Annotated in this window: 21 protein-coding genes and 1 pseudogene; 12 read left to right on the top strand and 10 right to left on the bottom strand. The window is 51.8% G+C overall.

The window, feature by feature from the left end:
• Positions 1 to 10 precede the first annotated feature (10 nt).
• Entirely contained in the window at positions 11 to 1,024 is a 1,014-nt protein-coding gene (gene rssB, locus F384_RS08195; RefSeq protein WP_046481048.1) for a two-component system response regulator RssB, read from the top strand.
• Positions 1,025 to 1,224: 200 nt separating this feature from the next.
• A complete protein-coding gene (galU, locus tag F384_RS08190) occupies positions 1,225 to 2,133 on the top strand; it encodes a UTP--glucose-1-phosphate uridylyltransferase GalU (RefSeq protein ID WP_046481047.1) in 909 nt (302 codons plus the stop codon).
• 139 nt (positions 2,134 to 2,272) lie between these two features.
• On the opposite strand, the gene hns is transcribed toward galU, so the two are convergent.
• On the bottom strand, positions 2,273 to 2,686 hold the full coding sequence (gene hns / locus F384_RS08185; protein ID WP_042318627.1) for a histone-like nucleoid-structuring protein H-NS: 414 nt from the start codon (positions 2,684 to 2,686) through the stop codon (positions 2,273 to 2,275).
• 605 nt (positions 2,687 to 3,291) lie between these two features.
• On the opposite strand from hns, the gene tdk reads away from it, so the two are divergent.
• Positions 3,292 to 3,909: a thymidine kinase gene (gene tdk / locus F384_RS08180; RefSeq protein ID WP_046497922.1), complete on the top strand. Its 618-nt coding sequence runs from the start codon at positions 3,292 to 3,294 to the stop codon at positions 3,907 to 3,909.
• Positions 3,910 to 4,037: 128 nt separating this feature from the next.
• On the opposite strand, the gene adhE is transcribed toward tdk, so the two are convergent.
• The gene (adhE, locus tag F384_RS08175; RefSeq protein WP_046481046.1) at positions 4,038 to 6,713 is read right to left on the bottom strand and encodes a bifunctional acetaldehyde-CoA/alcohol dehydrogenase; all 2,676 of its coding nucleotides are present in this window, start codon (positions 6,711 to 6,713) and stop codon (positions 4,038 to 4,040) included.
• A gap of 476 nt (positions 6,714 to 7,189) precedes the next feature.
• Here adhE and ychE point away from each other — a divergent pair, with 476 nt between their 5' ends.
• The 7 genes from ychE (at position 7,190) to F384_RS08140 (ending at position 15,092) form a co-directional block, all read left to right on the top strand.
• Positions 7,190 to 7,837 (top strand): NAAT family transporter YchE, encoded by a 648-nt coding sequence (ychE, locus tag F384_RS08170; protein WP_042318631.1) that lies wholly within the window; start codon positions 7,190 to 7,192, stop codon positions 7,835 to 7,837.
• A gap of 754 nt (positions 7,838 to 8,591) precedes the next feature.
• Positions 8,592 to 10,220 (top strand): oligopeptide ABC transporter substrate-binding protein OppA, encoded by a 1,629-nt coding sequence (oppA, locus tag F384_RS08165; RefSeq protein ID WP_046481045.1) that lies wholly within the window; start codon positions 8,592 to 8,594, stop codon positions 10,218 to 10,220.
• Between the two features lie 119 nt (positions 10,221 to 10,339).
• On the top strand, positions 10,340 to 11,260 hold the full coding sequence (gene oppB, locus F384_RS08160) for an oligopeptide ABC transporter permease OppB (RefSeq protein ID WP_046481044.1): 921 nt from the start codon (positions 10,340 to 10,342) through the stop codon (positions 11,258 to 11,260).
• A 14-nt stretch (positions 11,261 to 11,274) separates the two neighbouring features.
• Entirely contained in the window at positions 11,275 to 12,183 is a 909-nt protein-coding gene (oppC, locus tag F384_RS08155) for an oligopeptide ABC transporter permease OppC (protein ID WP_046481043.1), read from the top strand.
• A gap of 11 nt (positions 12,184 to 12,194) precedes the next feature.
• On the top strand, positions 12,195 to 13,208 hold the full coding sequence (gene oppD / locus F384_RS08150; protein WP_046481042.1) for a murein tripeptide/oligopeptide ABC transporter ATP-binding protein OppD: 1,014 nt from the start codon (positions 12,195 to 12,197) through the stop codon (positions 13,206 to 13,208).
• Positions 13,205 to 14,209, top strand: coding sequence for a murein tripeptide/oligopeptide ABC transporter ATP-binding protein OppF (gene oppF / locus F384_RS08145; protein ID WP_046481041.1), 1,005 nt, complete (start codon positions 13,205 to 13,207; stop codon positions 14,207 to 14,209). The genes oppD and oppF overlap by 4 nt, the downstream gene beginning before the upstream one ends.
• Before the next feature lie 46 nt (positions 14,210 to 14,255).
• Positions 14,256 to 15,092, top strand: a complete 837-nt coding sequence (locus F384_RS08140; protein ID WP_046481040.1) for an ion transporter — start codon at positions 14,256 to 14,258, stop codon at positions 15,090 to 15,092.
• Between the two features lie 37 nt (positions 15,093 to 15,129).
• Here F384_RS08140 and F384_RS08135 read toward each other — a convergent pair whose 3' ends face one another.
• Both F384_RS08135 and cls read right to left on the bottom strand, forming a co-directional pair.
• On the bottom strand, positions 15,130 to 15,459 hold the full coding sequence (locus F384_RS08135) for an HI1450 family dsDNA-mimic protein (protein ID WP_046481039.1): 330 nt from the start codon (positions 15,457 to 15,459) through the stop codon (positions 15,130 to 15,132).
• A 34-nt stretch (positions 15,460 to 15,493) separates the two neighbouring features.
• Positions 15,494 to 16,954, bottom strand: a complete 1,461-nt coding sequence (gene cls, locus F384_RS08130; RefSeq protein WP_046481038.1) for a cardiolipin synthase — start codon at positions 16,952 to 16,954, stop codon at positions 15,494 to 15,496.
• Positions 16,955 to 17,095: 141 nt separating this feature from the next.
• Here cls and F384_RS29815 point away from each other — a divergent pair, with 141 nt between their 5' ends.
• Positions 17,096 to 17,269 carry a YciY family protein gene (locus F384_RS29815; RefSeq protein ID WP_086512586.1) on the top strand — a complete coding sequence of 58 codons (174 nt, stop codon included), beginning with the start codon at positions 17,096 to 17,098 and terminating at the stop codon, positions 17,267 to 17,269.
• A gap of 41 nt (positions 17,270 to 17,310) precedes the next feature.
• Here the strand turns inward: F384_RS29815 and F384_RS08125 are convergent, their stop codons facing one another.
• Positions 17,311 to 17,607 (bottom strand): YciI family protein, encoded by a 297-nt coding sequence (locus tag F384_RS08125; protein WP_046481037.1) that lies wholly within the window; start codon positions 17,605 to 17,607, stop codon positions 17,311 to 17,313.
• A gap of 212 nt (positions 17,608 to 17,819) precedes the next feature.
• Between F384_RS08125 and tonB the strand changes: the two genes are divergently transcribed.
• Positions 17,820 to 18,530, top strand: a complete 711-nt coding sequence (gene tonB, locus F384_RS08120) for a TonB system transport protein TonB (protein ID WP_046497919.1) — start codon at positions 17,820 to 17,822, stop codon at positions 18,528 to 18,530.
• Between the two features lie 50 nt (positions 18,531 to 18,580).
• Here tonB and yciA read toward each other — a convergent pair whose 3' ends face one another.
• The 5 genes and pseudogenes from yciA to F384_RS29810 form a co-directional block, all read right to left on the bottom strand.
• On the bottom strand, positions 18,581 to 18,979 hold the full coding sequence (gene yciA / locus F384_RS08115; protein ID WP_042318644.1) for an acyl-CoA thioester hydrolase YciA: 399 nt from the start codon (positions 18,977 to 18,979) through the stop codon (positions 18,581 to 18,583).
• Between the two features lie 99 nt (positions 18,980 to 19,078).
• Positions 19,079 to 21,265, bottom strand: coding sequence for a TonB-dependent siderophore receptor (locus tag F384_RS08110; RefSeq protein WP_046481036.1), 2,187 nt, complete (start codon positions 21,263 to 21,265; stop codon positions 19,079 to 19,081).
• 176 nt (positions 21,266 to 21,441) lie between these two features.
• Complete coding sequence (locus F384_RS08105) at positions 21,442 to 21,981, bottom strand: septation protein A (RefSeq protein ID WP_046481035.1); 540 nt, start codon at positions 21,979 to 21,981, stop codon at positions 21,442 to 21,444.
• A 55-nt stretch (positions 21,982 to 22,036) separates the two neighbouring features.
• Positions 22,037 to 22,780 (bottom strand): YciC family protein, encoded by a 744-nt coding sequence (locus tag F384_RS08100; RefSeq protein WP_046481034.1) that lies wholly within the window; start codon positions 22,778 to 22,780, stop codon positions 22,037 to 22,039.
• Positions 22,781 to 22,808: 28 nt separating this feature from the next.
• A pseudogene (locus F384_RS29810) lies at positions 22,809 to 22,886 on the bottom strand (YkgJ family cysteine cluster protein); the annotation flags it as partial.
• Between the last annotated feature and the right edge of the window lie 216 nt (positions 22,887 to 23,102).

The raw sequence follows: 23,102 nt of genomic DNA, 5'->3' as shown, positions 1-23,102 counted from the left end.
GGGAGAGAACATGACGCAGCCATTGGTCGGAAAACAGATTCTAATCGTTGAGGACGAGCCGGTTTTCCGCTCGCTTCTGGATTCCTGGTTTTCCTCTATGGGCGCGACAACGGCACTGGCGGGCGATGGCTTAGAGGCACTGGACCGTTTAGCCGATTTCACGCCCGATCTTATGATTTGCGATCTCGCCATGCCAAGAATGAACGGCCTCAGTCTGGTGGAACATTTGCGAAACCGTGGTGACCAGACGCCGATTCTGGTGATCTCGGCGACAGAAAATATGGCGGATATTGCCAAAGCGTTACGCCTCGGTGTGGATGACGTTCTGCTGAAACCGGTAAAGGACCTGACCCGGCTGCGGGAAACCGTGTTTGCCTGCCTTTATCCGAACATGTTTAATTCCCGTGTTGAAGAAGAAGAGCGCCTGTTTCGCGACTGGGATGCGATGGTGGACAATCCCGCCGCCGCCGCGAAATTACTTCAGGAACTTCAGCCTCCGGTACAACAGGTTATTTCGCATTGCCGGGTCAATTACCGACAACTGGTTTCGGCGGATAAGCCTGGACTGGTTCTGGATATCGCGCCGCTTTCCGATAACGATCTCGCCTTTTATTGTCTGGATGTTACCCGGGCAGGTGACAATGGCGTGCTGGCGGCATTGCTCCTGCGGGCATTATTTAATGGCTTGTTGCAGGATCAGCTCGCGCATCAGAATCAGCGCCTGCCGGAACTCGGGGCATTATTGAAACAGGTCAACCATCTGCTCCGCCAGGCCAATTTACCCGGACAGTTCCCCCTATTAGTCGGCTATTATCATAGTGAGCTTAAAAACCTGATTCTGGTTTCTGCCGGACTCAATGCGACATTAAATACCGGATCGCATAATGTGCAGATCAGTAACGGCGTTCCGCTGGGAACGTTAGGCAATACCTATCTCAATCAAATTAGTCAACGCTGCGACGCCTGGCAGTGTCAAATTTGGGGGGGAGGTGGCCGACTGCGTCTTATGTTGTCTGCGGAATGAACAATCGAGAGGGCAGATGCAAATTGCCATACCTGCCTCTCTCTGCGGGTGTTACTATCAGCGCCAGTCTTATACGTATTTATCTTAATTATACGAACACGCATCCTTTTCGGACCTGAGGCTTGTGTCAGTCCTGATATACTCGATGCGATACAGATTGATGAACACGTTCAATACATGAACAGTCCAGGAGAATTTAAATGGCTGCCATTAACTCGAAAGTCAAAAAAGCCGTTATCCCGGTAGCGGGGTTAGGAACCAGGATGTTACCGGCGACGAAAGCGATCCCGAAAGAGATGTTGCCGCTGGTTGATAAGCCATTAATTCAGTACGTCGTTAACGAGTGTATTGCTGCGGGCATCACTGAAATTGTGTTGGTGACTCACTCATCGAAAAATTCGATCGAAAACCACTTCGACACCAGTTTTGAACTGGAAGCAATGCTTGAAAAACGCGTTAAGCGCCAGTTACTCGAAGAAGTGCAATCTATTTGCCCGCCGCACGTCACGATAATGCAGGTTCGTCAGGGGCTGGCAAAAGGCCTGGGCCACGCGGTATTGTGCGCCCATCCGGTGGTCGGTAATGATCCTGTCGCCGTTATACTGCCTGACGTTATTCTTGATGAGTTTGAATCCGATTTATCCCAGGATAACCTGGCTGAAATGATTCGTCGTTTTGATGAAACCGGAAATAGCCAGATTATGGTTGAGCCGGTCGCTGATGTGACCGCATACGGTGTTGTTGACTGTAAAGGCGTGCCGCTGGCACCGGGCGAAAGCGTTCCGATGGTGGGCGTTGTTGAGAAACCGAAAGCCGATGTTGCCCCGTCAAACCTGGCGATTGTTGGCCGTTACGTGCTGAGCGCGGATATCTGGCCTCTGCTGGCGAAAACCCCTCCGGGAGCAGGCGACGAAATTCAGTTGACTGACGCTATCGATATGCTGATCGAAAAAGAGACTGTCGAAGCCTATCATATGAAAGGCAAGAGCCACGACTGCGGCAATAAATTAGGTTATATGCAGGCATTTGTGGAATATGGCATTCGACATAATTCACTTGGCAGCGAATTTAAGGCCTGGCTCGAAGAAGAGATGGGTATTAAGAAGTAACCAGACGTTATAATTAACCAACAGAGACGGCGCTGGTATCCAGTGCCGTTTTTTTATACGCACGCTTTATGGGGAATCGGCAGATCGCGGGCATAAAAAATCCCGCAGAGCGCGGGATTTTAAGCAGGTAGATTAGGAATTATTCCTTGATCAGGAAATCATCCAGTTGTTTACCTTGCTCTTCCATTGCTTTCTTGATCACTGCCGGAGTACGACCCTGACCAGTCCAGGTTTTAGTTTCGCCGTTTTCGTCAACGTAGCTATATTTAGCCGGACGCGCTGCACGTTTAGCTTTGGTGCCGGATTTAACCGCCGCCATGCTATTCAGCAGTTCATTCGGATCAATACCGTCAGCAATCAGCATTTCACGATATTGTTGCAGTTTACGAGTACGCTCTTCAACTTCAGCCGCTGCCGCGCTTTCTTCTTCACGACGTTCGTTAACAACAACTTCTAATTTTTCCAGCATTTCTTCCAGCGTCTCAAGGGTACATTCTCTTGCCTGCGCACGAAGAGTACGGATGTTGTTCAGAATTTTAAGTGCTTCGCTCATTGTAGTAATCTCAAACTTATATTGGGGGTGGTTTGTTGAGCTAATAATAGAGCGTTAAATTCAGATGTGCAATAGCCAGGAATGTAAGGAATTCAAAATTGCCTCTTATTTTTTGCCAACTATAAATATCCGAACTTAAATTTTTCTTGAAGGAACGCACAGAAAAGGGCTTATTGGCTGAGCGGTTACTCCTTTTTTCAGACGAAAACTTCCGGATTCAGGTCACATTTTCACATGATGAAATAGACTCTCATCGTAGTGATTTCAACCTTTTGTATTAGTTTTGTTGATGAACACCGTCTATTACTCCGCAACAGTTATGTAGAACAGTAACAATAAGTTCAGGGTTTCCATTAGGGCGGCGTTGATAAGCATCGTTGATGAATATCGAACGCACAATACGACAAGAATGGGATTTCATCGCGCGTTGTTTGTTCAAATGTTAATTCGTATTTTCAGTCCTCTCACCCCTACAGATTTTTCGCACGTCGGGAGCGGGCGACGGAAGATATAGCAGGCGGGTGCAGAACCAGGCACTGATAACGATTCAAATTATGCTACACTGCGCCCCGTCTTTATTTCACTTTGGTGAGGGTCTGTGGCCGATGGCACAGCTATATTTCTACTATTCAGCAATGAATGCAGGTAAGTCGACTGCCTTACTGCAATCTTCATACAATTACCAGGAACGCGGGATGCGCACTGTCGTATATACCGCGGAAATAGACGATCGCTATGGCGCAGGGAAAGTGAGTTCGCGCATCGGACTGTCTTCACCCGCCAAATTGTTTAACCAGAATTCATCGTTGTATGAAGAGATTGCCGCCGATAATGCACAACAGCCTGTTCATTGCGTACTGGTCGACGAATGTCAGTTTTTAACCCGACAGCAGGTTTATGAATTATCGGAAGTCGTTGATCAACTGGATATTCCGGTGTTGTGCTACGGACTACGCACAGATTTTCGCGGCGAACTGTTTGTGGGTAGCCAATACCTGCTGTCGTGGTCAGATAAGCTGGTGGAATTAAAAACAATCTGCTTTTGCGGACGTAAAGCGAGTATGGTGCTGCGTCTTGATCAGGCGGGCAGACCCTATAATGAAGGCGAGCAGGTGGTCATTGGCGGCAATGAGCGGTATGTATCGGTCTGCCGTAAGCATTATAAGGAAGCACTGGAGGAGGGCTCTCTGACAGCGATACAGGAACGCCATAGCCACGACTAATCATCTGCCTCAATGAACGGTTTGCAATGCGCAGAGCCGTTTATTGACCTGACAACAGTGACTGATTTTGGATACAAAAAAGCGGCCTCAACAGAGGCCGCTTTTACGTTATGAATGCTCAGCGAGGTTTACGCGGATTTCTTCGCTTTTTTCTCTGCTTTCGGCGCGGCTGCTACTTCTTTCGCAACCGGAGTGCCTTCAGAGTACTCACGTCCGTAGAAGGTATCCATCAGGATCTGTTTCAGCTCGGAGATCAGCGGGTAGCGCGGGTTAGCGCCGGTGCACTGGTCATCGAATGCATCTTCAGACAGCTTGTCTACGTGAGCCAGGAAGTCTGCTTCCTGAACGCCCGCTTCACGGATTGACTTCGGAATACCCAGTTCAGCTTTCAGGCTTTCCAGCCATGCCAGCAGTTTCTCGATCTTCGCCGCAGTACGGTCGCCCGGTGCGCTCAGACCCAGATGATCTGCGATTTCAGCATAACGACGGCGTGCCTGCGGACGGTCATACTGACTGAAGGCAGTCTGCTTGGTCGGGTTGTCGTTCGCGTTGTAGCGAATAACGTTGCTGATCAGCAGGGCGTTCGCCAGGCCGTGCGGAATGTGGAACTGAGAGCCCAGTTTGTGCGCCATTGAGTGACAAACACCGAGGAAGGCGTTCGCAAACGCGATACCGGCGATGGTGGCTGCACTGTGAACACGTTCACGGGCTACCGGGTTTTTAGACCCTTCGTTATAGGACGCTGGCAGGTTTTCTTTCAACAGTTTCAGCGCCTGCAGTGCCTGACCGTCGGAGAATTCAGAAGCCAGTACGGAAACGTAAGCTTCCAGAGCGTGGGTCACCGCATCAAGACCACCAAAGGCACACAGTGATTTCGGCATCTCCATCACCAGGTTGGCATCGACAATCGCCATATCCGGGGTCAGGGCATAGTCAGCCAGTGGGTATTTCTGACCGGTTGCATCGTCGGTCACAACAGCGAACGGCGTGACTTCAGAACCGGTACCGGACGTGGTGGTGACCGCGATCATTTTCGCTTTCACACCCATTTTCGGGAACTTGTAGATACGTTTACGGATATCCATAAAGCGCAGCGCCAGTTCTTCGAAGTGAGTTTCCGGATGTTCGTACATGACCCACATGATTTTCGCGGCGTCCATCGGGGAACCGCCACCCAGCGCGATGATCACGTCTGGTTTGAAGGAGTTCGCCAGTTCTGCGCCTTTACGGACGACAGAGAGGGTCGGGTCAGCTTCAACTTCAAAGAATACTTCCGTTTCAACGCCAGCGGCTTTCAGCACAGAGGTGATCTGGTCTGCATAACCGTTGTTGAACAGGAAGCGGTCAGTCACGATGAGCGCACGTTTGTGGCCATCAGTAATCACTTCATCCAGCGCGATAGGCAGTGAGCCACGGCGGAAGTAGATAGATTTCGGAAGTTTGTGCCACAACATGTTTTCAGCTCGCTTAGCAACGGTTTTCTTGTTGATCAGGTGTTTCGGACCAACGTTTTCAGAGATGGAGTTACCACCCCAGGAACCACAACCCAGAGTCAGGGAAGGTGCGAGTTTGAAGTTATACAGGTCACCGATACCACCCTGAGACGCCGGGGTGTTGATCAGGATACGTGCGGTTTTCATCATCTGACCGAAGTAAGCCACGCGCTCCGGCTGGTTGTCCTGGTCGGTGTACAGGCAAGACGTGTGACCGATACCGCCCATGGCGACCAGTTTCTCTGCCTTAAGTACGGCGTCTTCGAAATCTTTCGCACGGTACATCGCCAGCGTCGGGGACAGTTTTTCGTGAGCGAACGGTTCGCTCTCGTCAACCACTTTCACTTCACCGATCAGAATCTTGGTGGTTTCCGGTACAGAGAAGCCGGCCAGTTCAGCAATTTTATAGGCAGGCTGACCTACGATTGCGGCGTTCAGCGCGCCATTTTTCAGGATAACGTCCTGAACGGCCTTCAGCTCTTTACCCTGCAGCATGTAGCCGCCGTGGCTGGCGAAACGTTCGCGAACGGCATCGTAAACGGAATCAACCACAACAACAGACTGCTCAGAAGCACAGATTACGCCGTTGTCGAAGGTTTTGGACATCAGAACAGAGGCAACAGCACGCTTGATATCCGCGGTTTCGTCGATAACCACCGGAGTGTTACCTGCGCCCACGCCGATAGCGGGTTTACCGGAGCTGTATGCTGCTTTAACCATGCCCGGACCACCGGTTGCCAGAATCAGGTTGATATCCGGGTGGTGCATCAGTGCGTTAGACAGTTCTACGGAAGGTTGATCGATCCAGCCAATCAGGTCTTTCGGTGCGCCAGCAGCGATAGCCGCCTGCAGCACGATATCCGCCGCTTTGTTAGTCGCATCTTTCGCACGTGGGTGCGGAGAGAAGATGATTGCGTTACGGGTTTTCAGGCTGATCAGTGATTTGAAGATCGCTGTAGAGGTTGGGTTAGTGGTCGGAACGATACCGCAAATGATACCGATAGGTTCTGCGATAGTGATGGTCCCGAAGGTGTGGTCTTCAGCCAGCACGCCGCAGGTTTTTTCATCTTTGTAAGCGTTATAGATGTACTCAGAAGCAAAGTGGTTTTTAATCACTTTATCTTCGACGATACCCATGCCAGATTCGGCAACGGCCATCTTCGCGAGAGGAATTCGAGCATCTGCAGCAGCCAGAGCGGCGGCGCGGAAGATTTTATCAACTTGTTCTTGAGTGAAACTGGCATATTCACGCTGGGCTTTTTTGACGCGCTCGACGAGTGCGTTAAGTTCAGCGACATTAGTAACAGCCATAATGCTCTCCTGATAATGTTAAACTTTTTTAGTAAATCATCTGCTCGATACGTGAGTATAGACAGCGGGCGTTAGTTTGCATAACAGCCAGAAAATCAATTGGTTACTTAACGTTCAGTTTGCTCTGATTTACTAAAAGAGCTTATGCGTTAGCGTCATCTAACTCTAACGCGTTACTTCCAGGTGGCGTAAGCAAGGTTACTCACTTCTGAGTAGCGATTACGTGATCTGGATCAAGATTTATCAAAGCTGCCACCTTTCAGCAGGCCCTTTTAGCCCTGAACGCTAAGTGTTGTCTAATTGTAGTGGTGAATGGCTATCAAATTATCATAATTAAAACATATTAGTAACACTCAGGAATGGTAGCAATTTTACGTTTGCCCTGGTGAAATGTGCTGTGAAAAGGCGTATCGTCAGCACGGTTTTCACCCGGTAACTTTAACTCATTTTATACGGCTAACGCTTCGGAGCTAACCGTGATCCAAACGCTGTTTGATTTTCCTGTTTATTTCAAATTTTTCATCGGGTTGTTTGCATTGGTGAACCCGGTTGGGATTATTCCTGTCTTCATCAGTATGACCAGCTACCAGACAGCGGCGGCGCGCAATAAAACGAACCTGACTGCTAACCTCTCCGTTGCGATCATTCTGTGGACTTCGTTATTCCTCGGTGACGGCATTCTGCAACTGTTCGGCATCTCGATTGACTCGTTCCGGATCGCCGGCGGGATCCTTGTGGTCACCATCGCGATGTCGATGATTAGCGGGAAACTGGGAGAGGATAAACAGAACAAACAGGAGAAATCGGAAACGGCTATCCGCGAAAGCGTGGGCGTCGTTCCTCTGGCGCTGCCGCTGATGGCGGGGCCAGGAGCAATCAGTTCAACCATCGTGTGGGGAACGCGTTACCACAGCGTGATGTACCTGCTTGGCTTCTTTGTGGCGATTGCGATTTTTGCTCTGTGCTGTTGGGGACTTTTCCGCATGGCGCCGTGGCTGGTGCGTGTTCTGGGCCAGACGGGCATTAACGTGATAACCCGAATTATGGGGCTGCTATTAATGGCGCTGGGCATCGAATTTATTGTCACGGGTATTAAAGCCATATTCCCTGGGCTATTAAGTTAATTCGCTTTCAGATGAAATAACCTACGGAGCTGTTCGCGGCTCCGTTCATTTCAGCGCTCTACGTTTCGTCACCTTTCTGACTTTCAGGCCCGCACATCGGGAAAAACTCATGCCTTCAAGGGGATGAAACCCTTTGATTTTATTGCGCTTCTGTTCCTGCATCATACTGCCGCTTTGTTATTTTGCTCACATCACAATCCGGGGCTTGCTGTAGGATAATTGAGATGATATTAGTTAATTCAATGAACTTGCAGATGAATGTGCTAAGAAATGACCAATTGTTAAATTATCGTACATTTTTACGCCTTTAGCAGATGTCAACGATCTCCGCGTGATGGGGCGTTATTAATCGTATGATTAATAGGTGGTTATCTTTATTTTGTCTGTTTCGGGACGTTTCAACGGGACGGTATTTTTTCTCTAAAAGAGAATTGCTTAACAAATCTGTAAATTGTATTGGCGGTTAATTAATGCTTTTGTTACTTTCCGACAGTTCATATTGCAGCAGATTGCTGGTTGATGAGAATAAATATCAACAAGGCGGTTTGGCCCACTATTCATGCGCCCCTGGCAGGGGAGGCGCATAACGAATCGACGTAAGGTGATCGAACGAATCGCCAGAATAAATAAAGTCGGTGATAGCAGGCAGTAAACGACCTGACAGCTGAAAGTCTCCGGAGCTGCTCAGAGATCCCTGATGGGATTAACAGGCTGGTGATATAACCAGTAATTATAATGAGGGAGTACAAACACAATGACCAACACGAAGAAAAGTTTAGTGGCAGCAGGAATTTTGACTGCGCTACTCGCCGGAAATGTGGCGACGGCAGCGGTCGTTCCCGCTGGTGTGCAACTGGCAGAAAAACAGACGCTGGTACGAAATAATGGCTCGGAAGTACAGTCCCTCGATCCGCATAAAATCGAAGGTGTACCGGAATCCAATATCAGCCGCGATCTGTTCGAAGGTTTAATCATCAGTGACGTCGACGGTAAACCGTCTCCGGGCGTGGCTGAAAAATGGGAAAATAAAGACTTTAAAGTCTGGACATTCCATCTGCGTAAAGACGCAAAATGGTCGGATGGCTCACCGGTGACGGCCCACGATTTTGTTTACAGCTGGCAGCGTCTGGCGAATCCGAATACTGCATCTCCGTATGCCAGTTATCTGCAATATGGTCACATCGTCAATATTGACGATATTGTTGCCGGCAAGAAACCGCCAACCGATCTCGGTGTTAAAGCTATCGACGATAATACCTTTGAAGTGACCCTCAGCGAACCTGTTCCTTATTTCTACAAACTGTTAGTGCACTCATCCGTTTCCCCGGTCCCTAAAGCCGCCGTTGAAAAATACGGTGAGAAGTGGACTCAGCCAGCCAATATCATCACCAACGGTGCGTATAAGCTGAAAGACTGGGTCGTCAACGAGCATATCGTGCTCGAGCGTAATCCTAATTACTGGGACAATGCTAAAACGGTCATTAATCAGGTAACCTACCTGCCGATCGCTTCAGAAGTGACAGACGTCAACCGTTACCGCAGCGGTGAAATCGACATGACTTATAACAACATGCCGATTGAGCTGTTCCAGAAGCTGAAAAAAGAGATCCCGAACGAAGTTCACGTTGACCCGTATCTGTGCACCTACTATTACGAAATTAATAACCAGAAAGCACCGTTTACGGATGTCCGCGTGCGTACCGCGCTCAAGCTGGCGCTGGACCGCGATATTATCGTTAATAAAGTGAAAAACCAGGGCGACCTGCCGGCATACAGCTTCACGCCGCCGTACACCGATGGCGCAAAACTGACTGAACCAGAGTGGTTTGGCTGGACGCAGGAAAAACGTAACGAAGAAGCGAAAAAATTACTGGCTGAAGCCGGATATACCGCCGATAAACCGTTGACCTTCAACCTGCTGTATAACACCTCCGATCTGCATAAAAAACTGGCTATCGCTGCCGCGTCTATCTGGAAGAAAAACTTAGGCGTGAATGTGAAGCTGGAAAACCAGGAGTGGAAAACCTTCCTCGATACGCGTCATCAGGGTAACTATGATGTCTCCCGTGCCGCCTGGTGTGCGGATTATAACGAGCCAACGTCCTTCCTGAATATGGTGTTGTCTGACAGTTCAAACAACACGACGCACTATAAGAGCCCGACGTTCGACAAGATCCTTGCCGATGCGCTGAAAGCCACGAATGAAGAGCAGCGTACTGCGCTCTACGGTAAAGCCGAGCAGCAGCTTGATAAAGATTCTGCGATTGTGCCGGTGTTCTATTACGTCAACGCCCGTCTGGTGAAACCGTGGGTGGGTGGTTATACCGGTAAAGACCCGATGGATAATATCCACGTTAAAGACTTGTATATTATCAAGCATTAATGGCAAAGGGTGGGGCGACATACGTTGCCCCACAGTGTCTTTTTTCGTCGACTCTCAACACCCCTCATTAGCAGTTCTGCGTGAAGGGGTGTAAAGGCACTCGCCAGAAGGTACGGGCAATGTTGAAATTTATTCTACGCCGCTGTCTGGAAGCAATTCCGACGCTGTTTATTCTTATTACCATTTCGTTCTTTATGATGCGCCTTGCGCCGGGAAGTCCTTTCACCGGTGAACGCGCGCTGCCAGCAGAAGTCCTGGCGAATATTGAAGCGAAATACCATCTGAACGATCCCATCATGACCCAGTATTTCAGCTACCTGAAGCAACTGGCGCACGGTGATTTTGGTCCTTCTTTTAAATACAAAGATTATACGGTCAACGATCTGGTCGCTTCGAGCTTTCCGGTCTCTGCGAAGCTGGGGCTTGCAGCCTTTCTTCTGGCCGTGATCCTCGGGGTAAGCGCCGGCGTGATTGCCGCATTGAGGCAAAACACGCGATGGGACTATGCGGTTATGGGGGTGGCCATGACCGGGGTGGTAATACCGAGTTTTGTGGTTGCACCGCTGCTGGTCATGATATTTGCGATCACCCTCAAGTGGCTGCCAGGCGGCGGCTGGAACGGTGGGGCGCTGAAATTTATGATCCTGCCGATGGTGGCGTTATCACTGGCTTATATTGCCAGTATTGCGCGTATCACCCGTGGCTCGATGATTGAAGTGCTGCACTCGAACTTCATCCGCACCGCGCGAGCCAAAGGGCTGCCGATGCGTCGCATCATTTTTCGCCATGCGTTGAAACCCGCGCTGCTCCCTGTGCTCTCGTATATGGGACCGGCATTTGTCGGGATTATTACTGGTTCGATGGTCATTGAGACAATCTATGGTTTACCGGGTATCGGTCAGCTGTTTGTTAACGGCGCGCTGAACCGCGATTACTCGCTGGTTCTCAGCCTGACGATCCTCGTGGGGACATTAACCATTGTCTTCAATGCGATAGTTGACGTGCTGTACGCCGTCATCGACCCGAAAATTCGTTACTGATACTGGAGCTCGCGATAATGTTAAGTAAGAAAAACAGCGAAGCGCTGGAGAATTTCAGTGAGAAGCTGGAGGTCGAAGGGCGTAGCCTGTGGCAGGATGCGCGCCGTCGTTTTATGCATAACCGCGCCGCGGTCGCCAGTCTGATTGTGCTGGTCATCATCGCGCTGTTTGTGACGCTGGCGCCGATGCTGTCGCAGTTCACCTACTTCGATACCGACTGGGGAATGATGTCCAGCGCGCCGGATACCGAATCGGGGCATTATTTCGGTACCGACTCCTCCGGGCGTGACCTGCTGGTGCGCGTGGCGATTGGCGGGCGGATCTCGCTGATGGTCGGCATCGCGGCTGCGCTGGTGGCCGTGGTGGTGGGTACGCTGTACGGCTCGCTTTCTGGCTATCTGGGCGGCAAAATCGACTCCGTGATGATGCGCCTGCTGGAAATCCTCAACTCCTTCCCGTTTATGTTCTTCGTTATTCTGCTGGTCACCTTCTTCGGACAAAACATTCTGCTGATTTTTGTGGCGATCGGAATGGTCTCCTGGCTGGATATGGCGCGTATTGTGCGTGGACAGACCCTGAGCCTGAAGCGCAAAGAGTTTATCGAAGCTGCGCAGGTGGGTGGCGTGTCGACCGGCAATATCGTACTGCGCCATATTGTGCCTAACGTGCTGGGCGTGGTGGTGGTGTATGCCTCCTTGCTGGTGCCGAGCATGATCCTGTTCGAATCCTTCCTCAGCTTCCTGGGGTTGGGCACGCAGGAGCCGTTGAGCAGTTGGGGCGCATTACTGAGTGATGGTGCCAACTCGATGGAAGTGTCGCCGTGGTTACTGCTGTTCCCGGCAGGCTTCCTGGTGGTGACGTTGTTCTGTTTTAACTTTATTGGCGATGGCCTGCGTGATGCCCTCGACCCGAAAGACCGTTAAGGAGTGCAGCCATGAGCGTAATTGAAACTGCAAGTGTGCCGTTCGCGCAGCAAAGGGCTAACGCACTGCTGGACGTAAAAGATCTCCGTGTGACGTTCAGTACCCCGGACGGTGATGTTACTGCGGTGAATGATTTGAACTTTACGCTGCGTGCGGGAGAAACCCTCGGCATCGTGGGCGAGTCCGGTTCAGGCAAATCGCAGACCGCGTTTGCCCTGATGGGACTGCTGGCCGCGAATGGTCGGATTGGCGGTTCGGCGACTTTCAGCGGACGCGAGATCCTCAATCTGCCGGAGCGTGAGCTGAATAAGCTGCGCGCCGAACAGATTTCGATGATTTTCCAGGATCCGATGACCTCGCTAAACCCTTACATGCGCGTCGGAGAGCAACTGATGGAAGTGCTGATGCTGCACAAAAGCATGAGCAAAGCAGAGGCGTTTGACGAGTCGGTCAGAATGCTGGACGCGGTCAAAATGCCGGAAGCGCGCAAGCGGATGAAAATGTTCCCGCATGAATTTTCCGGCGGTATGCGCCAGCGCGTGATGATCGCAATGGCGCTGCTGTGCAGGCCGAAGTTACTGATTGCCGACGAACCGACGACCGCGCTGGATGTCACCGTGCAGGCGCAAATCATGACGCTTCTGAATGAACTGAAGCGTGAATTTAACACCGCCATCATCATGATTACCCACGATCTTGGGGTGGTGGCCGGGATTTGCGACAAAGTACTGGTAATGTATGCCGGGCGAACTATGGAATACGGTAATGCCCGCGATGTCTTTTATCAGCCCGTTCATCCTTATTCGATTGGCCTGCTGAACGCAGTGCCGCGTCTGGATGGTGAAGGTGACGAGATGTTGACCATTCCAGGGAACCCGCCCAACTTACTGCGTCTGCCGAAAGGCTGTCCGTTTCAGCCGCGCTGTCCCCATGCGATGGAGATTTGCAGCACCGCGCCGCCGCTGGAGGAGTTCAGTCCAGGACGCTTGCGCGCCTGCTTTAAACCGGTGGAGGATCTGGCATGAACGCTGTTGATGAAAAACGTAACGTCCTCCTGGAAATCGCCGATCTGAAGGTGCATTTCGACATTAAAGATGGCAAACAGTGGTTCTGGCAGCCCTCAAAAACGCTGAAGGCCGTCGATGGCGTGACGCTGCGGCTGTATGAAGGCGAGACGCTGGGCGTCGTTGGCGAATCAGGCTGTGGGAAATCGACCTTTGCCCGGGCCATTATCGGACTGGTGAAAGCGACCGAGGGACGGGTGGCCTGGTTAGGCAAAGACCTGCTGGGAATGAAACCCGACGAATGGCGCGCCGTGCGCAGTGATATTCAGATGATTTTCCAGGATCCGCTGGCGTCGCTGAATCCACGTATGACCATTGGTGAGATCATCGCTGAACCGCTGCGGACCTATCATCCGAAGCTGTCGCGTCAGGACGTGCGCGATCGGGTGAAAGCGATGATGATGAAGGTGGGCCTGCTGCCAAACCTGATCAACCGCTACCCGCATGAGTTTTCGGGCGGACAGTGCCAGCGTATCGGGATTGCCCGTGCGTTGATTCTGGAGCCGAAGCTGATCATCTGTGATGAGCCGGTCTCCGCGCTGGACGTGTCAATTCAGGCGCAGGTCGTCAATCTGTTGCAACAGCTTCAGCGAGAGATGGGGCTGTCGCTGATCTTCATTGCCCATGACCTGGCGGTCGTGAAACATATCTCTGACCGCGTACTGGTGATGTATCTGGGCCATGCCGTGGAGCTGGGGACCTATGATGAGGTTTATCACAATCCGCTGCATCCCTACACCAAAGCGCTGATGTCGGCGGTGCCGATTCCCGATCCCGATCTGGAAAAGAACAAGACGATTCAGTTACTGGAAGGGGAGTTGCCGTCACCGATTAACCCACCTTCAGGTTGCGTATTCCGCACCCGCTGTCCGATTGCCGGGCCGGAGTGTGCGAAAACACGCCCGGTACTGGAAGGCAGTTTCCGGCATGCCGTATCCTGCCTTAAGGTAGACCCGTTATAATCGCAAGGGCTGACAAACTGTCAGCCCTTCTTTTACTGAGGTTATCGTGCCGCTTTCATTATCATCGCTTCGCGGGCAGATTTATCACCGTTTGTTCGACCTGAATACCCGTTCAGGCCGACGGGTTGAGGGATTGTGTGCACTGTTCGCGCTGCTCAGCGTGCTGATTATTTTTATTGAGTCGGGTATTGGCACGCAATATCACCTGACATTCGATGAATGGCATATTTTCGTCTTGCTCGAACTCTTCGTCACGCTGGTCTTTACGCTGGAATATTTTCTGCGTTTAGTGAGTTGGCCGAATCCGGCGAAATATGTCTTCAGCTTCTGGGGTCTGATTGATTTAGCCACCATTCTGCCCTTGTATGTGATGTGGCTGTGGCCGGAAATCAGCCTTAACTATGTATTCGCCTGGCGCGCGATGCGAGCCATTCGTATTTTGCGGATCCTGAAGTTGCTGCGCTTTATGCCTTCGCTACGGGTGTTCTGGCAGGCGATTGTGAGCGCCCGGCATCAGCTGATTCTGTTTTATTCATTTATCGGCATTGTGATGATTATTTTCGGCACGCTGATGTATCTCATTGAAGGGCCGGAATATGGATTTACCACGTTGAATGCGTCGGTCTACTGGGCGATTGTTACCGTTACGACAGTTGGATACGGCGACATTACGCCCCATACGCCGTTGGGGCGGATAGTGGCGTCAGTACTGATTCTGATTGGCTATTCGGTGATTGCGATCCCCACCGGATTGATCACCACCCATATGAGCATCGCGTTTCATAAGCGGAGTCAACAGCGGAAATGCCCGCAGTGTCAGCAAAGTGAGCACGAGCATAGCGCGAAGTTTTGTAACCACTGCGGCAGTAAACTACCAGACTAAATGAAAAGAGCCGCGCTGGCGGCTCTTCTTTTCGTCATTACTCGCGCCAGAGAATATGGCAGAGCTTGTGATCCTTTTCGCGACACAGCAGCACGCGGGCAAAAATATCGTTGATCTCGCCATCTTCGCTGTCCGCCAGACCAATCACCACTTCGGCAAAGAAGTCAGGGTTCAGATCGTAATCAACGTGCTGCTGCCAGTCTTCAGACGGGTCAAATAACTCTGCGCCGCCGCGCTCCTCAAACTGCAGGTTAAACAGAATAATGTCCGCCGGGTCGAGGTTATCGGCCGCCAGTTCGAGAAAAATATCGTAAGCCTGCTCAAGCGTTTCGTCTTCAGTCAGGCGATTGTTCAGATCCATATCCATAATGACACCCTGTTTCCCGTCTCTTGGGCACGTTTTACAGCAACGGACTGAAGAAGTAAAACAGTCGCTCGGTGATCCGCTGCCAGAGTGGTCGTTTTACCCACAAACTCGCGTCCAGCAGGCGAGAGCGGGAGATGTAATCGTCTTGCACGGCAGCCAGATCGCCGCCAAATCCGACGTCATCAATGACCAGCGTGATCTCAAAGTTAAGCCACAGGCTGCGCATGTCGAGGTTCACGGTCCCGACCAGACTGAGTTCGCCATCGACCAGTACGCTCTTGGTATGCAGCAAACCGCCTTCAAACTGGTAGATTTTCACTCCTGCCGCCAGCAGTTCGGTAAAGAAGGCGCGGCTGGCCCAGCCGACCAGGAGCGAATCATTCTTGCGCGGCAAAATAATGCTGACGTCCACCCCGCGCTGTGCCGCCGTACAGATGGCATGCAGTAAATCGTCGCTCGGCACGAAGTAGGGAGTGGTCATGATCAAATATTCACGCGCCGAATAGGCCGCGGTCAGCAGCGCCTGGTGTATCAGATCTTCCGGAAAACCGGGACCGGAGGCGATAGTATGAATGGTGTGTCCGCTGGCCTCTTCGAACGGCATGATGTTGACGTCCGGCGGCGGAGGCAGGATCCGCTTGCCGGTTTCAATCTCCCAGTCGCAGGAATAGACGATGCCCATCGCGGTGGCGACCGGGCCTTCCATTCGCGCCATCAGATCGACCCACTGACCCACCCCCGCATCCTGTTTGAAAAAGCGCGGGTCAACCATATTCATGCTGCCGGTATAGGCAATATAGTTATCGATCATCACCATTTTACGGTGCTGACGCAGGTCCATGCGGCGCAGGAACACACGGAACAGATTGACCTTCAGCGCCTCAACCACTTCAATACCGGCGTTGCGCATCATCGTTGCCCAGGGACTGCGGAAGAAGGCGACGCTGCCCGCCGAGTCGAGCATCAAGCGGCAATGGATCCCGCGTCGTGCGGCAGCCATCAGGGATTCCGCCACCTGATCCGCCATGCCGCCGGGTTGCCAGATATAGAACACCATTTCGATGTTATGTCGCGCCAACTGGATATCGCGGATCAGCGCCTGCATCACATCATCAGAATCGGTGAGCAACTGGAGCTGGTTTCCCTTGACGCCAGCGATGCCCTGGCGGCGCTCACAGAGTTTGAACAGCGAAGCGGCAACGCTGCTGTTCTCCTCGGCGAAGATATGTTTGCAGGCTTTGAGATCGTTCAGCCATTTCGCCGTGGACGGCCACATTGCGCGCGCACGCTCGGCCCGGCGTTTGCCTAAATGGAGTTCCCCGAAGGATAAATAAGCAATAATTCCGACTAACGGCAGAATGTAAATGATCAACAGCCAGGCCATCGCGGAAGGAACCGCGCGACGTTTCATTAAAATACGTAATGTTACACCGGCAATGAGCACCCAGTAGCCCAGAATGACCAGCCAACTCACCACCGTGTAGAAGGTTGTCATAGATTAAAAATCCTTTTGAAAGCGTATTGTTATGAGTTTACGCGTCATCACTCATCTGGCAAATAAAAACACGGTAAAAGCGCTAGCCTGCCTGTCGGTGGGGGGTATAATGCCCATTCTTGTACGGTAAGAGTAGGTATCATGAAGCGGAGTAGAACGGAAGTGGGACGCTGGCGGATGCTGCGTCAGGCCAGTCGCCGTAAAGCGCGTTGGCTTGAGGGGCAGTCGCGTCGGAATATGCGTATCCACTCAATCAGAAAGTGTGTCCTGAATCAGCAGCGTAATTCGCTGTTGTTTGCGATCCACAGCCTCTGAGTGAACAGGGCACCGCATGCGGTGCCCAATGAACACGTCTTTCAGAACGTCTTCTTAAAGGGTTTCACCGAAACCTGCGCGTAAACTCCGGCGGCGACATACGGGTCGGCCTCCGCCCAGGATTTCGCCTCTTCCAGTGAGTCAAATTCAGCAATCACCGTGGAGCCGGTAAAACCTGCCGCGCCCGGATCGTTGCTATCGACAGCAGGCATTGGGCCCGCAGTCAGGAGACGTCCTTCGTCGTGAAGCAACTGCAGCCGCGCCAGATGAGCAGGGCGGACGGAAAGACGCTTTTCAAGTGAGTTCTGATTATCTTGCGCGTAGATGACATAAAGCACGGATAGGGCTCCTTGGTCGGTAAAAGTACTAAATACGTTATTTGAAAGGTCTCTTTACTGCAACGCAAAGATGACAGCCTTGTTAAGGGCGTACAGTTGTCAGGGGATTTTTAGGATAAAAATGGCGCTTATGTCGATGGCTTATTGAATATGATTGCTATTTGCATTTAAAATCGAGGCCTGGTTTTTCAACTGAAACGATTATGACTTCAATGACCCTTGATTTACCTCGTCGCTTTCCCTGGCCGACGTTACTTTCCGTTGGCATTCATGGTGCTTTAGTGGCGGGACTCTTGTATACCTCAGTACATCAGGTTATTGAACTGCCAGCCCCTGCGCAGCCTATCTCCGTCACGATGGTTTCGCCAGCCGACCTGGAACCGCCACAGGCGGTTCAGCCGCCGCCGGAACCGGTGGTCGAGCCTGAACCCGAGCCGATTCCCGAACCGCCTAAAGAGGCACCGGTTGTTATCGAGAAACCGAAGCCTAAACCCAAGCCAAAACCGAAGCCGGTGAAAAAGGTGCAGGAACAACCGAAGCGTGATGTCAAACCTGCTGAGCCGCGCCAGACGTCGCCGTTTGAGAATACCGCGCCTGCGCGCCCAGCCACCAGTACCGCACCGGCGACCAGTAAGCCAACGGTGAGCGTTCCGGCAGGCCCACGTGCGTTGACGCGTAATCAGCCCCAGTACCCGGCGCGCGCCCAGGCACTGCGCATTGAGGGGCGGGTAAAAGTGAAATTTGATGTCACGTCCGACGGTCGGGTGGATAACGTACAGATCGTGTCTGCGCAACCGGCTAACATGTTTGAGCGCGAAGTGAAGAATGCGATGCGCAGATGGCGCTATGAAGCGGGTAAGCCGGGTTCAGGGCTGGTCGTGAATATTGTCTTCCGCCTGAACGGCACCACGCAAATTGAGTGATGGTGATGCCTGAAAAGAGAAAGCCTCCGTTTCAGGAGGCTTTTTTGTGCTTATTGCGCCGGAAGCGGGCGGGGTTTACCGTCCGGATCCACCGCAACGTAGATGAACAGCGCTTCTGTCGCTTTGTAGCGCTGGCCAATTGGCTCTGACGCCACTTTCTTCACCCAGACCTCTATATTGATGCTGATGGAAGTGGTTCCACGCTTCACGCAGCGGGCATAGCAGCACACTACGTCGCCAACTGCGACCGGGCGCAGAAAGCTCATTCCTTCCACGCGGACGGTCACCACGCGACCATGGGCAATCTCTTTGGCCTGAATAGCACCGCCAATATCCATCTGCGACATCAGCCAGCCGCCAAAAATATCACCGTTGGCATTAGTATCGGCAGGCATAGCCAGTGTGCGTAAAACCAGTTCGCCCTGGGGGGCGTGAGTTGTTGTTGTCATTGTAAAACCGACTGTAGAAAGAAATTTCAGGCGCGATGCTACTATGATTTTAGCACGGAGAACAGAGGGGAAACGCCCGCGAGACGGGCGTTTGAGAGATTAGAATGACATCGTCACGCCGGCATAGTACGCGCGTCCGGGTTCGTTATAGGTCGAGGCACCGTCGTTTTCACGATAAATCTGCTTATCGAACAGGTTGCTGATCCCAGCGTTCAGGCGCAGGTTTTTCGTCATCTGGTAGTTAGCGCCGAGACCGACAATCGCATAGGCGCCAATCTCTTTATCCGACATGGCACCCGTTTCGTTACGTATTTCCGCATACTCGCGTGGTTTTTGTCGACCGTACTGCGTCCACCGTAATTGGGTGGACAACTTGTCATTCACCTGCCAGTCGAGCAGGGTATTGATGGTGTATTTGGGGATCACGGAGAGCGGGTTGCCGGTGTCCTTGTTCTCGGATTTGATCATATACGTCGCGTTAGTGCGCCAGTTTAACGTCTCCGGTACCAGCGGGATCACGACGTTACCTTCCAGACCTTCAACGATCGCTTTGCCGCCATTTTCCCATTGCAGGATATTATTTCCGTTGGAGGCGTAACCGATAATATCGGTCCCGGAGACGATCTTGTTTTTATAATCGTTACGGAACCAGGTGATTCCCGCATCCCAGCCTGAGTAAGTAAATTCAAGGCCGATCTCTTTGTTGATACTGATTTCCGGGTCCAGATCCGGATTACCCAACAGATAACAACTGCCGGTTGCAATCGTATTCGGGCAACCGTTGCCGCGTGTGGAGAGCAAATATCCCTCGCTGGACTGATACAAGTTTGGCGCTTTAAAGACGCGCGCAATCCCGGCTTTCAGTTTGAACAGGCTGCCCAGTTCCTGCGACATATTCAGACTGGGGCTCCAGTTGCTGCCAAATTCGTCGTGATAGTCAAAACGGATCCCCGGAATAATATCCGTACCCGGACGGGCTTCGATATTATCCTCCAGATAGATACCAGTAAGCGTGGCGCTATTTTTGGTGCTGCGACTGGACGCATCACCGGAGACATTGCCAATTTGCACGCCGGATGCGCTGGTGGCCTGCATAGATGCCGGGTCGTTAAGTTCATCGCGGTTCCATTCCGCACCCAGCGTCAGGGTTTGATCCACCAGCCAGAAAAGCGGAATGTTGAGTTCACCGGAAGAACGATAAGATTCCAGGCGGCTGGTGGCGTATTCGGTGTCATTAATCATACCTTCCACTCTGCCGGTCGAGCCTTCCTGCATCCGGGTATTGTTGGTTTTTTCGTAATACACGCCGAATCTGGACTGTCCCCAGTCCCAGATGCCATTGTGCGTCAGCCCCCACGACTGGCGATACATCCGGTTGGTTTCATCACCGTAGAGTGAACTGACCAACCCGTCAGGACTGACGTTGCTGTTGCTGTACTGCGTATCTCCGGCATAGATATTGCCCTGACGGCTATAGCTGTAGTCAAAATCAACAATTTGCTGCGGCGTCAGTTTCCAGGAGAGCAGGGCGTTGATGTCCTTATTGCGCACCCCTTCTCGTCCTGCGGCATAGGAGCCATTTTGCCGGGTATTGATATCCGCCGCATCGGCGTCGGTTTTATTGATATTGCCGTACAGGCGCATGGTGAGAATGTCATCAATGAGCGGACCGCTCAGATTGAAGTTCGCACGTTTGGTGGCGCCTTCTTTGCTGTTCTCAGGCTGATTGGTATAAAGAGACAGCGAGCTATGCCAGTCGTTCGTCGGCTGTTTGGTGATGATGTTGACCACGCCGCCTGCCGCACCGGAACCGTAACGCGCCGCCGCCGGGCCGCGCAGTACTTCAATGCGTTCGACCATCTCCGCAGGCACCCAGTTCGTGTCGCCACGCGTATCACGCTCACCGCGCCAGCTATAGCGTACCGAGTTTCGTGAGGTGACCGGCACGCCGTCAATCAGGATCAGCGTGTTTTCCGGCCCCATGCCGCGAATGTCAATCTGGCGGTTATTGCCCCGACTCCCGCTGGCGCTGTTGCCTGTCAGGTTCACGCCAGGCATGGTGCGAATGATATCGGAGAGATCGTTGACCGGCGGGGATTTTTCAATGTCTTTGGCGGTGATGATAGAAACACCGGGTTGCTGTTTGAGGGCTTCTTCGGCGGTGGCCTGGACGACCATCGTTTCACCGTCGTTCATGACCTCGTCTGCAGCGAATGCATTTGCGCTTAATGCTGTGGCAATCAAAAGCGCCAGAGGGCGCGGGGAGATTTTTGTTATCGTATTCATCAACTGACATCCATATTGTTAAAAATGCGATAGGGAATATCAATGATAACCATTCTCATTACAATATTGTGAAGGTAATCTCCACAATATCTTCATGATTCATGCAATTTAGGACAGGGACGGCAGGGAATGTGTAGAAAGCAAAACCAGGCCCGTAGGCCTGGTTTGATGGACGTTTACGATTTGTCTTCTTGCGGGAGATGACGATAGATATAGACGCCACTCAGCAGGGTAAAGATCAGCGTCAGCGCGGTGAGGCCAAACACCTTAAAGTTCACCCAGATATTTTGCGGCAGCCAGAAGGCGATGTAGATATTGGCAAGCCCACACAGAATAAAGAAGATAGCCCACGCGAGGTTGAGCTTCGACCAGACCGGCTGCGGCAGCGTCAGTTCTTTACCCAACATGCGCTGGATCAGCGGCTTTTTCATGATCCACTGGCTTACCAGTAACGCACCGGCAAACAGGCCGTAAATTACTGTCACCTTCCATTTAATAAACTCATCATTATGGAAGAAGATGGTGAGGCCGCCGAACACGGCAACCAGCACAAAGGTGATCAGCGCCATTTTCTCAACTTTGCGATAGCGGACCCAGCTGTAGATGAGCACGATCGCCGTTGCGACAATGAGCGCCGAGGTGGCCGCATAGATGTCATACACTTTGTAAAAGACAAAGAAGACAACCAGCGGTAAAAAATCAAGAAACTGCTTCATTCTTCGATTCCGTAATCAAATGCGTCGGGCATTTCTGCCGGCGACACAGACAGGGTTATTGGCGAATCAACATATACAGACGGAACAGGTAGATGAGCAATATGGCAGAGATAACATTGCTCAACGTATTCGCGATAACGGCGCCAACGTTAGGATCAAATGCAGCAAAGCTGGAGGCAAACAGCAACAACAGCGTTTTTGCCAGCAACCAGCCCATCACCGCCGGGGCGACCAGACGCATATTAGACCACGCCAGACGCATACTGTTGCGCATCGCGGTGAATACTCCCATTTTATCCTGCACCAGCATGACTGGCGCAAGCGCCAGCAGGATAGCCAACAGGATGCCAGGCACCACTACCAGCATAATCCCGAGTTGTACCAGCAGGGTCGTCAGTAAAATCAGGATGAACAGACGCGGCAGAATCGGCGCACTGGCACCGATAGCGCGCAGGGCGCTGACGCGATGACCCGCTGAAATCAACTGAATCAGCAGCAGTACGCCTCCGGCCAGGATGGCATTGCCGATCAGTCCTGAAAACGTGGAGGCCGCGGAGGCACGCAACAGGATCTGCTGCTGCTCCGGCGTCATGTTTTGCACCAGTTCGAACAAGCCCACGCTTCCCGCAAGATTATCCCCTTCACTCAATTGCGCAATCTGTGCATCGCTGGGTGAGAAGGCATGCCCTAATGCCACCGTGATGAACGCGCACAGCAGCGAGATCAGCAGGATGGTTAAAAATTGATTACGGAAAAAATTCCCGGTGTCACGGTATACGGACTGCGCCGTGATAGACATGCACTCTCCTTGAGTTCTGCAGGTGTTGTTAAGCGTGCAATTGTACCCTGGATAACTGCGCAGTGGCAGCATCAAGGGGTGTATGGAAAAGCATATCTTTGTAAAGCCAGAGTAATTTGAGCAACAAATCCACAGCGTGATGACGTTGTTCCCGCAAAAATTAAGAAAATACTTTCAGGGGTAAAATATTGCAAAATTGATCTGAACGCGAATAACCTGGATTTTGAATGCTACTTCTAACTTAATCTGGATCAATAAATGTTAAATTACGCAGCCTAATGTGATCCAGGTTAGATCACTTATTACTCCAATGTAGGTATAT

The organism is Citrobacter amalonaticus Y19 (assembly GCF_000981805.1).
Taxonomy (GTDB): domain Bacteria; phylum Pseudomonadota; class Gammaproteobacteria; order Enterobacterales; family Enterobacteriaceae; genus Citrobacter_A; species Citrobacter_A amalonaticus_C.
This window is presented reverse-complemented; position numbering and strand designations above follow the sequence as displayed.

Bases quoted from the DNA above. Each gene is read 5' to 3' on its own strand.
- tonB (WP_046497919.1), top strand. From the start codon at position 17,820: ATGACCCTTGATTTACCTCGTCGCTTTCCCTGGCCGACGTTACTTTCC.
- hns (WP_042318627.1), bottom strand. From the start codon at position 2,686: ATGAGCGAAGCACTTAAAATTCTGAACAACATCCGTACTCTTCGTGCG.
- oppD (WP_046481042.1), top strand. From the start codon at position 12,195: ATGAGCGTAATTGAAACTGCAAGTGTGCCGTTCGCGCAGCAAAGGGCT.
- F384_RS08135 (WP_046481039.1), bottom strand. From the start codon at position 15,459: ATGGATATGGATCTGAACAATCGCCTGACTGAAGACGAAACGCTTGAG.
- F384_RS08110 (WP_046481036.1), bottom strand. From the start codon at position 21,265: ATGAATACGATAACAAAAATCTCCCCGCGCCCTCTGGCGCTTTTGATT.
- yciA (WP_042318644.1), bottom strand. From the start codon at position 18,979: ATGACAACAACAACTCACGCCCCCCAGGGCGAACTGGTTTTACGCACA.
- F384_RS08105 (WP_046481035.1), bottom strand. From the start codon at position 21,981: ATGAAGCAGTTTCTTGATTTTTTACCGCTGGTTGTCTTCTTTGTCTTT.
- F384_RS29815 (WP_086512586.1), top strand. From the start codon at position 17,096: ATGAAGCGGAGTAGAACGGAAGTGGGACGCTGGCGGATGCTGCGTCAG.
- oppF (WP_046481041.1), top strand. From the start codon at position 13,205: ATGAACGCTGTTGATGAAAAACGTAACGTCCTCCTGGAAATCGCCGAT.
- oppB (WP_046481044.1), top strand. From the start codon at position 10,340: ATGTTGAAATTTATTCTACGCCGCTGTCTGGAAGCAATTCCGACGCTG.
- adhE (WP_046481046.1), bottom strand. From the start codon at position 6,713: ATGGCTGTTACTAATGTCGCTGAACTTAACGCACTCGTCGAGCGCGTC.
- rssB (WP_046481048.1), top strand. From the start codon at position 11: ATGACGCAGCCATTGGTCGGAAAACAGATTCTAATCGTTGAGGACGAG.
- galU (WP_046481047.1), top strand. From the start codon at position 1,225: ATGGCTGCCATTAACTCGAAAGTCAAAAAAGCCGTTATCCCGGTAGCG.
- cls (WP_046481038.1), bottom strand. From the start codon at position 16,954: ATGACAACCTTCTACACGGTGGTGAGTTGGCTGGTCATTCTGGGCTAC.
- F384_RS08100 (WP_046481034.1), bottom strand. From the start codon at position 22,780: ATGTCTATCACGGCGCAGTCCGTATACCGTGACACCGGGAATTTTTTC.
- oppA (WP_046481045.1), top strand. From the start codon at position 8,592: ATGACCAACACGAAGAAAAGTTTAGTGGCAGCAGGAATTTTGACTGCG.
- tdk (WP_046497922.1), top strand. From the start codon at position 3,292: ATGGCACAGCTATATTTCTACTATTCAGCAATGAATGCAGGTAAGTCG.